Here is an 11,628-nt window from a genome sequence, read left to right as displayed (position 1 = left end):
AAGGGTCGACCAGTTTAAGGGTCGACCAGTCTAATTCTTGTGAAGGTCGTCATTTAGCGTCACCGTGGAGGACTGCCAAGCAACGGCTTCCACGGATCCCGACAGGGAATTGCGGCGGAACAGGATGTTATTCGCGCCTGAGAGCTGGGCAGCCTTAATCGGTGAGCTGTCTTTCAGTCCCATGGCCTCTGCGACGGGCCCGCGAGCTACGACCTTGGTGCCGTAGGTGATGTATAGCCCGGCTTCAATAACGCAGTCATTACCAAGGGAAATTCCGACACCGGAGTTGGCGCCCAGGAGGCAGCGCTCTCCGATCGAGATGACCTCTTTGCCACCGCCGGACAGTGTCCCCATGATGGAGGCTCCACCGCCGATATCGGTGCCATCATCCACAACGACACCGCCAGAGATTCGCCCCTCCACCATAGAGTGTCCGAGTGTCCCAGCGTTGAAGTTAACGAAGCCCTCGTGCATAACCGTAGTGCCGGCCGCTAAGTGTGCCCCTAGGCGGACGCGGTCGGCGTCGCTAATCCGGACACCGCTGGGCATGACGTAGTCCACCATGCGCGGGAACTTGTCCACGGAAAACACAGTGACGGGGCCACGGGCTGATAGCCGCGCGCGCGTCGATTCGAAGTTTTCGGTGGAGCAGGGCCCGTAATTAGTCCACACGACGTTGGTTAGTGTGCTGAAAATTCCCTCCACATTTACGCTGTGGGGGCGTGCGATGCGGTGAGATAAAAGGTGGAGGCGTAAGTACGCGTCGTAAGCATCGGTGGGCGGGGTTGATAGGTCTTTAATCTGAGTGCGGATCGCTACACGGCGCACGTGGCGATCCTTGTCGCTGTGTGCCGCCGCAGCGAGTTCCTCGGGGGCGTCAGAACCGAGCTCAGCAGTGGTGGTTTCGTTGATGTCGTCGCTCAGGGATGGGGACGGGAACCATGAATCCAACACGATTCCGTCGTCGGTGATGGTCGCAAGTCCATCAGCAATGGCACCTGTAGTTAAAAATGAAGTCATAGGGGACACAATACCCAAGCGTTGCGACAAACGACGTCGAGGTGCGCAGTGGCCCTAGTACAGTGCCTACTTCAGTACAGTGCTTACTTAGTAGGAACCACCGATGCATTGTGTCGACGGGAGACCGCCGACAAGGCAACCAGCGCGGCGAAGAACACACCAACGGCAATGACCTGGGGTCGCGCTGAGTTGTCGAACAGCATGAGAACGGTCAATGCGAGCAGACCAATCAGAGCGACATAACTCATGTACGGATATCCCCACATTTTCACAGGCAATGACCCTTCTGCTTCCATTTCGGGCCGCAGTTTGATCTCTGAAGCGGCGATCATAAACCAGAGCACCAAGAGCGAACCACCGACGATGTTAAAGAACAATTCAATGAGGTTCGCTGGACCCCAGATCTGAAGTGCCACAGACAAGTAGGCCAGCGCCATGGAGAGGCACACTGCCCGCGTGGGAACCCCTTCGTGATTTGTCGCGGTGAAGAATTTAAGTCCGTCGCCCTCTTTGGACATGGCGTAGATTACTCGGGAAGTAGCGTAAATCTGCGCGTTGAATGCCGACAACAGCGCTAACGTGATAATTATTTCCATGAATCCGACGACACCGGGGATGTCGGCCTGGGCGAGGACCCGGGTGAAGGGGGAATCGGCAGCGCCCTCTGCTTTGCCCAGAGTTGAATAGGGCAGAAGGAAGATAATAACCAGCACAGATCCCAGGTAGAAGACGGATATGCGCAAAATTACTGAACGCACAGCGGTGGCGATGGCACGGCTGGGATTCTCAGACTCGGCGGCCGCGATGGTCACAATTTCGATTCCACCGAAGGCGAAGGCGACGGCGAGCAGACCGGCAGCGATCCCACCCACTCCGTTCGGGGCGAAGCCGGATTCCCTCACATACTTCAATCCGACCATGGAGTGCCCGGGGAGAAGCCCGAATATCAGGAGAACGCCGACGACGAGGAAAAAGATGATGACCGCGACTTTGATGAAGGCGAACCAGTATTCGAATTCGCCGAAGCCACGGACTTTAGCTATGTTGATGAAGGTGAAAATGATGACACAGATGAGCGCTGGAATCCAGCCGTCGACACCAAACCAATTACCAATAAACGCGCCGGCACCGGTGATTTCAGCACCCATGACCATGACCAGCATGAACCAGTACAACCAGCCGGTGGAAAAACCGGCCCATTGACCGAAAGCTTGTCGGGAATATGCAGAGAATGTTCCTGTATTGGGTCGGGCGGCACCGAGTTCACCCAGCATTCGCATCACCAGAACAACAAGGAATCCGGCAACAATATAGGAAATTAATACTGCCGGTCCGGCGGCTTTAATACCGACGCCTGTTCCAAGGAAGAGCCCTGCGCCGATGGCGGAGCCCAACCCCATCATCGTGAGGTGCCGAACTTTTAACCCATGTCCCAGTTGCGACGTGGAATCGGAAGATTCATCGCCCTGTGAAGCATTGTTCGTCATGAAGTGCCCTTTGGTATTGGGGGAGCAGTGAGCTACGTGCCCATGCTGATACATCTATTCGATCTGTTCAGAATAGCGGGTTCGTTACTCAGCGGTGACCAGGGTGTCCGGAAAGCGCGGGTTTACCGACGTGGAACCGTGGCGAAATGTGGAACCGCGGCTCAACCAAATCCCGCGGAATCTCGGACAAATGCATCGCGCATGCGCGTGTCCGCCCCGGCGGTTACTCTGGTGGCGTGATTGACCTGACTCAGCACCCCATTGATCTCACCAGGGCTCTCGTTGATATCGAGAGTGTCTCTAAGAAGGAAAAAAATATTGCCGACGCCGTCGAGGCAGCGCTACGAGCCGTCGCTGCGTTGTCCGATGAGGCGCATGGCATAACCGTTGAGCGCTTCAATAACACTGTGATGGCTAAAACTAACCGGGGTTTGCCCTCACGGGTGGTGTTGGCAGGCCACCTGGACACTGTGCCCATTGCTAATAACGTTCCCTGCACACGAGGCAAAGATAAAGACGGCCGCGATGCACTCTTCGGCTGCGGAACCGTCGACATGAAGTCGGGGGATGCGGTTTTCCTTCACGCCTTCGCCCAATTAGCCGAGTCACCAGACCTGACCCGCGACATGACGATCATCATGTATGAGGCGGAAGAAATCGCGGCCACAGAAAATGGGCTGAGGAAACTAGCTGAACATTCTCCCGAATGGCTACAGGGCGATATCGCCATCTTGGGAGAGCCCTCGGGCGCCGTAATCGAGGCGGGGTGCCAAGGCAGTGTCCGCGTCAAAGTGACTGCCCTGGGGGAGCGCGCTCACTCAGCCCGATCGTGGCTGGGGGATAACGCAATGCACAAGCTAGCCCCAGTGATTGCGCGCGCTGCTGCCCATGATGGGGACAAAATCGTCGAGATCGACGGCTTGCACTACCACGAGGGCTTCAACATCGTGATGTGTGAATCGGGAGTGGCCACGAACACAATCCCCGACGAAGCGTGGATGTTCGTGAACTACCGTTTCGCGCCGGGAAAGTCGACACAACAAGCGCTGGATGAGACGTTCGCGATTGTGGGCGTCGGTACCCCCGATAATCCGGAACCTGGTTTCCGCCTTGATATCGACGATGAATCTCCGGGGGCGCTACCGGGCTTGCATCACGCCGCAGCTGCCGAGCTCATTGACGTGACCGGTGGGAACGTCCGAGCGAAATATGGATGGACGGATGTTGCCCGCTTTGCGGCGATGGGAATTCCCGCGGTGAATTTTGGCCCCGGCGATCCGGCCTTTGCCCATAAGAAAGACGAGCAGTGCCCAGTAGAGATGATCACTGGAGTATCAGACCAGATCATGGCTTATTTGACGAGTAAGTGACGGGAAGGACAGCACGATGGGGCATAAGACATCCCGCATGATGGGCGGGAAGGACGACGATCGAGGCCATCTGCGGTTCCGTGGCCCAGTGGTGTTTCGTGATCGCGGTGGCAAAGCACATGACCACACTCATGCACGATCCACCACCGATCAGCGTCTTTTGGATGTTCAGAAGGATGCGGACTGGCTGCACACCGATCCGTGGCGTGTCCTGCGTATTCAAAGTGAGTTCGTAGAAGGATTTGGCGCTCTGGCCGAGATCCCCCGCGCGGTCACCGTATTTGGTTCGGCACGCGCCGAAGTAGATTCGCCATATTATAAAAAGGGCGTTGAGGTTGGGCGCGCGCTGCATAAAGCCGGTTATGGTGTCATTACTGGCGGCGGTCCGGGGCTGATGGAAGCGGCGAATCGTGGCTGTGCAGAGGCTGGCGGATTGTCTATTGGCTTGGGCATAGAACTTCCCCATGAGCAAAATTTGAACGCCTGGGTCAACCTTGGTTTGAATTTCCGCTACTTCTTCGTCCGCAAGACAATGTTCCTGAAATACTCCCAGGCATTCGTGTGCCTCCCAGGGGGTTTCGGGACGATGGACGAGCTGTTTGAAGCGTTGGTCCTAGTCCAAACCGGGAAGGTGACGCGGTACCCGATTGTGTTGATCGGGACGGAGTTCTGGTCGGGCTTGGTGGAGTGGATTCGGGATCGCCTGATTACTGAAAAGATGGTCTCGCCCGAAGACCCAGATCTTTTCCTCGTGACGGACGACGTCGAGGAGGCCGTGGGCTACATTACGACGAAGCACGAGGGTTTCGTGGAGGAACTGGGGCGTCGGCTAGAGGAAAACAGCCTTTCTCATTCGCAGCGGGCTGGGATTTTGCGCCGTGTAGGCAAGCTCGCCGAGGACAGTGATACCTCTGGCCAGGACGCTTCCGATGATCACGATCCCTCTGATGGCGGCCCCTCTCGTGACTCATAATCATCACGGGGCAGAGTTCCATCGCGAGAACTTGGATTCCGATACCACTCGACGGGAAAACGCGATGTCCGGCTCTGGAGGCTATCCCCGCAGCTTTTATCAATCTAGCCGTCGACCAGCGATGATGGCGATCGTCAATCGCACTCCAGATTCTTTCTATGACAAGGGATCAACGTTTACCGACGATGCCGCGCTGGCTCGCGTGAGAAGTTGTATTGATGCTGGTGCGGAAATCATTGATATCGGCGGCGTCAAAGCAGGCCGGGGCGATCCTGTCTCGATCGCTGAGGAGATCGATAGGGTGGTGCCCTTCGTTTCTGCTGTGCGTGCGGAATTCCCCTCGGTTTACATCAGTGTGGATACCTATCGTGCCCCGGTCGGTGAAGCCGCGATTATCGCTGGTGCTGATCTTATTAACGATACATGGGCAGGGGCTGATCCGGAGCTAGTAGACGTTGCTGGCCATTATCACCGAGGCCTGGTGTGCTCGCATACGGGAGGGATGGAACCGCGCACGCTCCCGCGTCGTGTTCATTATGACGACCTGATCGGGGATGTGATTCGTTTCACGACCCAACGCGCAGAACACGCGGTCAACTGCGGTGTTCCTGAGGATAAAGTCCTGATCGATCCAACCCACGATTTCGGAAAGAACACGTTTCATAGTTTGGCCCTAGTGCGCCATGCCCGGGACCTCGTGTCGACGGGGTGGCCGGTGCTGATGGCCTTATCGAACAAGGACTTTGTGGGAGAAACCGTCGGCCGTCCGGTGGATCAGCGGTTGGCAGGCACGCTGGCGGCAACTGCCTTGGCAGCAGCCCAGGGTGTGTCAGTATTTCGTGTTCACGAAGTGGCCGAGAACTTAGACGCGTGCCGCATGGCGTTGGCAGTGCAGGGCATTATTCCTCCGTACGCGACGACTCGCGGTGTGGAGTGAGAACGTATCGAACTCGGGACAATCAGTAGACTATGCACGTGCTGTATTGGATTGTGACCGTCGTTGTCCTCGTCGTCGTCTCTGCTGGTTTGTGGTGGGTGTTCTCGTCGTTATTTGGTCGGGGGGAAGAATTAGGCCCCGCCGAACGTCCTGATGAGCGGAAAGACTTGGAACCTGGGGCCACTGTTGGTCCTGATGAACTGGCGACGATGCGGTTTTCTTTATCCTTTCGCGGTTATTCTCCGCGCGAAGTTGATCTGGCGATGCAACGAGCCAGGGAACACATGATAGAGCTGGAGCATGACCGAGACCGTTATCGACGTCGTGCCGATGACGCAGAAAAACAGTTGACAGCGTCGGATGCTGCCACGGTCGCAAGCAGTGGCACAGGTGCTGTCGAGGGCACCGTGAACGCGGGAAGCGAACCTGTGGGAACACAATCGGACGGGGCTCAGTCCACGAATGGGCCGGCCACAAGTGCAGGTCATGGAAAGCCACCACAGTCCGGAGACATACCCGTTGGCAATCACCGTTCAAGCTCCGGCCGTCCGAACTCTGCTCGCTCGAATTCAGCGAAGACTAACCGTGCCCAGGGGAAGCGGAAGAAAAAGCGGAAGAAATCGAAGCGCCGTTAACATCGTCGGTAGTGGCGTCGGGGACGGTAGGAGCATGGTCGCAGAGAAGCGGATTGGCGGTTGTCGCTACGTTTTCGGGAAAACAGGGCTACTCTGGAGTTATCAAGCTTTTTTTAGTGAAGGGATTTCGCCCATGGCAGCAATGAAGCCCCGGACCGGTGATGGCCCGATGGAAGCAGTTGAAGAAGGACGCAAGATTGTGATGCGTATTCCAACTGATGGTGGCGGCCGTTTGGTCGTTGAACTTAACCATGAGGAAGCCGGTGAGCTTGCCTCGGTATTATCAGAAGCTGCTAGTTAGGCATCGTAATCGCCCGATGTCGGGTGCGCTGGCTAGAGTAGAGTCCACACGTTATCGATTGAAGATGAGGTAGACCTTGCTCTCCGACGTTCTTGATGTTTTATCTGACCCCATCGACGGTTCTTCGCTCCACGATGGTGGTAATTTAGCCACCCTTGTCTCTGATACGGGCCATAGTTACGACGTTGCCCGTCAGGGGTACGTGTCCCTCGTGGGGGGCCGCGGCCTGAGGTATAAAGGCGATGATGCCTCGATGATTCAGGCCCGCGAAAAATTTCTGGCCAGTGGCCATTTTGGCCCATTCGTTGAGGCCGTAACGGGGAATGTACAGGATGTTCTGGATGATGCGGGGGTTGGCGACCATGAGCATCCTGTCGTCATGGAAGTGGGCGCGGGGACGGGATATTACTTAGCTCATACACTCGACGCCGTTCCCGGTTCGCGCGGAATCGGGATTGATGTTTCCGTTCCTGCTGCGAAGCGCATCGCTGGCTGCCACCCTCGTGTGGGCGCTGTTATTGCTGATGCGTGGTCGAGGCTTCCCGTCAAAGATAAGTCCATTGACACGATTACCGTTGTTTTCGCGCCGCGTAACGCGGAAGAATTTGCGCGAGTTCTTACCGACGAAGGACAAGTTGTTGTTTTGACAGCTGCTCCCGGTCATTTAGCTGAGCTTCGCGAGCCTCTTGGAATTATTGACGTTGAAAAGAACAAAGTTCACCGAATGATTCAGCAGGCGTCGGGGCACCTTACCCCTGATGGGGAGCCTGAGGAGGTTGAATTCGAGATGAATCTGGGCCGTGATGCTATTGAGGCTCAAGTTGGGATGAGTCCCTCTGCTCGGCATATTCGTCCGGAGGATTTAAAGGAAAGAATTGCGACCTTGCCTGACTCGATGACGGTGACTGCGCGCGCCACGGTGACGAGGTTGAAAAAGAACCATAGGTAGCTCCCCTTAACGGTCTTTGTGTGCTATGGTTTATTTCATTCGGGGGGGATACTCCGAAAGTACTGCCTGTAGCTGACACGTACTCGTGGAGTTCCTGGCTTTACAACAGGGCTCACGCACGGGTTCGTAAGAATATGTTGGGGGAGTCCGTTCTTAACCACAAAAAATTGGTTGTTAGGTGTTAACAAAAAAGCTGCAAAAGCGAAATAATAAGTGAGGTTCCTCTAACCAAGGAACACGTACTATCGCACCTTCACTGATTCATGTGGTTGCTATGTGGTCGCTTGATTGCGTCATCATGGCCAGCTGGGAGTCTCACTGAACTCACTGACCACATCGAATCATGGAGGAACTTACTGACATGAAGTCTGTCACCGTTACTGCACCACAATTTGATAGTCCTCGACATCAGATGTCCGACGACACTTCAGTAGATGCAGTAGATACTGCAGTTGTGGGTTACTCATTGGCGGACCCACGTGGTGCGGATGACGGGAAGTCTCTCAGTAAAGAAGCGATTAGTACGGCACTAGCACGTGGTACGACCGGGTGCGATGCGTCGGTTGGCGCACCTGCCGGAAGCACCGCGCTGGACAGTAGCGTTTTGAGCACTATCGCGGAGAGTACAACCCTAACGATGAATCCTGACAATAGTAATTCTCATGAGACGTCGGTCGCAGGAGCCAATGGGCGCACGGATATGCGCCGTGGCACAGCTTCTGGCGGCTTCGACGGACCCATCGGTCATGGCACGGGCACGGTGAACTCATCAGTTGGATCGAGCATCTACGAACCAGGTTCGGCAGTTCCGTCCGATGCTTTGGAAACTCCTGCCTTTGCGGCAGAAGTTGCGATGATGTGTTCGCGCGTCATTCGGACCGCACTGTATCGGGCAGGAATGGCCCCCTCGTCTGCTACATGGAGAGTGGTTCGTTTCATTCAGAATAATGGCCCCGTCAGAATTTCCGACGTTGCCCGCCGCGAGCGGTCGACGATGGCAACAGTGTCCACACTCGTCAATCGCCTGGTCAAGCAGGGATTGGTCAATAAGGAAAAGGATACTGCCGATGCACGCCAGTCGTTGTTGACTGTGACACCCAAGGGGCGCAACTTGTGCAATGAGTGGCAGGATCGCTTGGGCGAAGCTGTGGCGGAAGATTTCGCGTCGTTGTCACTTGATGAACTGACGGTCTTGGCTGAAGCGCTTCCAGTGATGCGTAAGCTGGTCAGCGAAGGCGAGCGCTAAACACGGCGTGATCGCCCCCGGAGCCAATCGGGGGGGGCTAAAGGACCCTGCCTGTGGCCCCGGCCCTCAGGTACCGGGTACACGTGATGTAGTCCGGGGGATGCTACATCAATGATCGGTACACATCGAGGGTCTGCTGTGCGATCGTCGACCAGCTAAATGTCGTGACTGCCCTCTCTCGTCCTGCCTTCGCCATTCGGCCCGCAAGGTCAGGGTTTCCAGCAATACGATTGACAGCATTGGCCAGCCCTTCTTCGAATGCACCGATATCGTCGGCATCGTAGTGGACCAGTTCACCTGTTTCACCGTCATTGACGACCTCGGGGATACCTCCCACATCAGAGGCGACGACGGCGGTATCGCACGCCATGGCCTCCAGGTTCACAATGCCCAGGGGCTCATAGATAGACGGGCACACGAAAACTGAGGCGGCGCTGAGGATTTCCTGCAGTGAGTCGTGGGGGAGCATGTCACGCACCCAGAACACGCCGTCGCGAGTTGATTTCAACTCCTCGACCAGGTTGGCGATTTCAGCCTCAATTTCCGGAGTGTCCGGTGCGCCAGCACACAAAACGAGCTGAATGTCCTCGTCGAAGTTGTGTGCGGCTTTCACTAGGTGAGCCACACCCTTTTGCCGCGTGATTCGCCCTACAAAAGCGACAATGGGCTTATCTTCAGCAACACCCAGCTCAGCCAATATCGAATGCTCAGCTTCGGCAAACGTTGGGCGAGGGCGCCAGAGTTTGGTGTCAATACCGTTGAGAACGACGTGAATGCGGTCCGGATCGATACGCGGATACGCATCCAGGATGGCGTCTTTCATTTTCCGCGAGACAGCGATCAGCCCATCGGCGTTTTCCATGGCGTTCTTCTCTGACCACGATGACACGTCATAGCCACCCCCCAACTGTTCACGTTTCCATGGCCGGTGTGGCTCGAGGGAGTGTGCCGTCGCTACATGGGGAATCCCCTTCAACAGTCCGGTCAGATGCCCGCCCAGCCCCGCATACCACGTGTGTGAGTGGACAACATCAATGTCTGCAGCTGACGCCAGGTTGGCCATCCGTAGCCCCGTCGACAAGGTTTTGAGGGCGGGGTTAGCGTCGGCAAGAGCATCATCGGAGTTAGACACGTACACATTTGCTTCGTCACGTGGTCCGCCCATGCAGTGAACATCGACATCGCACAGCTCGCGCAAATGCCGGGTGAGCTCAGCCACGTGGACACCGGCGCCACCGTAGATTTCCGGGGGGTATTCTCGAGTCATCATCGCTACGCGCATGACTGTGAGCCTAGTCGGTCGGGGTGACACACTGCCCGCCGAGAAAGGCAACGGGGGAGAGAACAGGGGTACTTGTCCAGCATAAATAGCGAGGACTGAATAAATTAGTACCCATGAGGAGCCAACCACACGTCCTATCCATTGTCCTCGCGGGCGGCGAAGGGAAGCGACTCTTCCCCTTCACAGCCGACCGTGCCAAGCCAGCTGTTCCTTTTGGGGGTTCATATCGTTTAATTGACTTTGTCTTATCTAACCTGGTCAACGCCGGGTATATGAAGGTTTGCGTCTTAACCCAATACAAATCTCACTCGCTCGACCGGCACATTTCACAGTCATGGCAACTCTCTGGATTGGCAGGTGAATACATCACCCCGGTGCCCGCTCAGCAGCGCCTGGGGAAACGGTGGTTCACGGGTTCAGCTGATGCCATTTTGCAATCCCTCAACCTCATTTACGACGAAGATCCCGAATATATCATCGTGTTCGGCGCGGACCATGTGTACCGCATGGACCCCGAACAAATGGTCAAGGAGCATATCGATTCGGGAGCTGCATGTTCTGTCGCCGGAATCCGTGTGCCACGCAAAGAAGCAACCGCATTCGGCTGCATTCAAGCCGACGATGATGGCACGATTACCGAGTTCCTAGAGAAGCCAGCCGATCCGCCGGCCACCCCAGATGACCCCGACGTCACCTTCGCCTCCATGGGCAACTATGTGTTTACAACTCAGGCGTTAATCGATGCGCTGAAAGAGGATTCCGAAGACGAAAACTCGGCGCATGACATGGGCGGCAACATCATCCCGTATTTCGTGAACCGGGGCGAGGCGCACGTTCACGATTTCTCTCGCAATGTTGTGCCCGGGGAAACGGATCGTGACCACGGTTATTGGCGCGATGTTGGTACTGTCGACGCGTTCTATGAAGCTCACATGGACCTCATCAGCGTTTATCCGGTCTTCAACTTATACAACCGGAAGTGGCCTATCCACACGGCCGACGATAGTAATTTGCCGCCGGCGAAATTCGTTAAAGGAGGAATTGCACAGTCCTCCATCGTGGCTGCCGGGTGCATTATTTCCGCTGGGACCGTGCGTAACTCAGTTCTTGGCCCGGGCGTCGTTGTGGAAGAAGGTGCCAGTGTTGAGGGATGCGTCCTGATGGATGGTGTGCGCATTGGAAAAGGTGCTGTGGTCCGCCACGCCATTTTGGATAAGAACGTTCACGTTGGGGACAACGCGCTGATTGGCGTCGATCGCGCTCGCGATGCTGAACGGTTCACACTGTCCGATGGCGGTGTGGTGTGCGTCCCGAAGAACTATGAACTCCATAGCGCTGGCCAAGATTAATACTGGCCAAGATTAATAGCTGACTCTTGTCGCGGCGCAGGCTGCGTGAGCCTAGGTCATCAAAGGACCTAGGCCGTGG

The 11,628-nt window shown here is 56.1% G+C and carries 11 protein-coding genes; 8 read left to right on the top strand and 3 right to left on the bottom strand.

The window, feature by feature from the left end; genetic code table 11:
- Positions 1-30 precede the first annotated feature (30 nt).
- Positions 31-1,020 carry a 2,3,4,5-tetrahydropyridine-2,6-dicarboxylate N-succinyltransferase gene (dapD, locus tag I6J23_RS10485; protein WP_204582014.1) on the bottom strand — a complete coding sequence of 330 codons (990 nt, stop codon included), beginning with the start codon at positions 1,018-1,020 and terminating at the stop codon, positions 31-33.
- Positions 1,021-1,103: 83 nt separating this feature from the next.
- Complete coding sequence (locus I6J23_RS10480) at positions 1,104-2,507, bottom strand: amino acid permease (protein ID WP_204582013.1); 1,404 nt, start codon at positions 2,505-2,507, stop codon at positions 1,104-1,106.
- Positions 2,508-2,743: 236 nt separating this feature from the next.
- On the opposite strand from I6J23_RS10480, the gene dapE reads away from it, so the two are divergent.
- From dapE to I6J23_RS10445, 7 genes are all read left to right on the top strand, one after another.
- On the top strand, positions 2,744-3,877 hold the full coding sequence (dapE, locus tag I6J23_RS10475) for a succinyl-diaminopimelate desuccinylase (protein WP_204582012.1): 1,134 nt from the start codon (positions 2,744-2,746) through the stop codon (positions 3,875-3,877).
- Between the two features lie 37 nt (positions 3,878-3,914).
- Positions 3,915-4,850 carry a TIGR00730 family Rossman fold protein gene (locus I6J23_RS10470; RefSeq protein WP_412523845.1) on the top strand — a complete coding sequence of 312 codons (936 nt, stop codon included), beginning with the start codon at positions 3,915-3,917 and terminating at the stop codon, positions 4,848-4,850.
- 64 nt (positions 4,851-4,914) lie between these two features.
- A complete protein-coding gene (folP, locus tag I6J23_RS10465) occupies positions 4,915-5,787 on the top strand; it encodes a dihydropteroate synthase (protein ID WP_430516403.1) in 873 nt (290 codons plus the stop codon).
- Between the two features lie 38 nt (positions 5,788-5,825).
- On the top strand, positions 5,826-6,422 hold the full coding sequence (locus I6J23_RS10460; RefSeq protein ID WP_204582011.1) for a DivIVA domain-containing protein: 597 nt from the start codon (positions 5,826-5,828) through the stop codon (positions 6,420-6,422).
- Between the two features lie 133 nt (positions 6,423-6,555).
- Positions 6,556-6,723, top strand: a complete 168-nt coding sequence (locus I6J23_RS10455; protein ID WP_204582010.1) for a DUF3117 domain-containing protein — start codon at positions 6,556-6,558, stop codon at positions 6,721-6,723.
- Positions 6,724-6,799: 76 nt separating this feature from the next.
- Positions 6,800-7,672 carry a methyltransferase domain-containing protein gene (locus tag I6J23_RS10450; RefSeq protein WP_204582009.1) on the top strand — a complete coding sequence of 291 codons (873 nt, stop codon included), beginning with the start codon at positions 6,800-6,802 and terminating at the stop codon, positions 7,670-7,672.
- Positions 7,673-8,033: 361 nt separating this feature from the next.
- Positions 8,034-8,918, top strand: a complete 885-nt coding sequence (locus tag I6J23_RS10445) for a MarR family winged helix-turn-helix transcriptional regulator (RefSeq protein ID WP_204582008.1) — start codon at positions 8,034-8,036, stop codon at positions 8,916-8,918.
- A 103-nt stretch (positions 8,919-9,021) separates the two neighbouring features.
- On the opposite strand, the gene glgA is transcribed toward I6J23_RS10445, so the two are convergent.
- Positions 9,022-10,200 (bottom strand): glycogen synthase, encoded by a 1,179-nt coding sequence (glgA, locus tag I6J23_RS10440; RefSeq protein WP_204582007.1) that lies wholly within the window; start codon positions 10,198-10,200, stop codon positions 9,022-9,024.
- A 113-nt stretch (positions 10,201-10,313) separates the two neighbouring features.
- Here glgA and glgC point away from each other — a divergent pair, with 113 nt between their 5' ends.
- Positions 10,314-11,549: a glucose-1-phosphate adenylyltransferase gene (gene glgC / locus I6J23_RS10435; RefSeq protein WP_204582006.1), complete on the top strand. Its 1,236-nt coding sequence runs from the start codon at positions 10,314-10,316 to the stop codon at positions 11,547-11,549.
- Positions 11,550-11,628 lie beyond the last annotated feature (79 nt).

The sequence above is a fragment of the Corynebacterium kroppenstedtii genome (assembly GCF_016894245.1).
In the GTDB taxonomy this organism is placed as follows: Bacteria; Actinomycetota; Actinomycetes; order Mycobacteriales; family Mycobacteriaceae; genus Corynebacterium.
The sequence above is the reverse complement of the archived record's forward strand: the minus strand, read 5'-3'. Positions and strand labels throughout refer to the sequence as shown.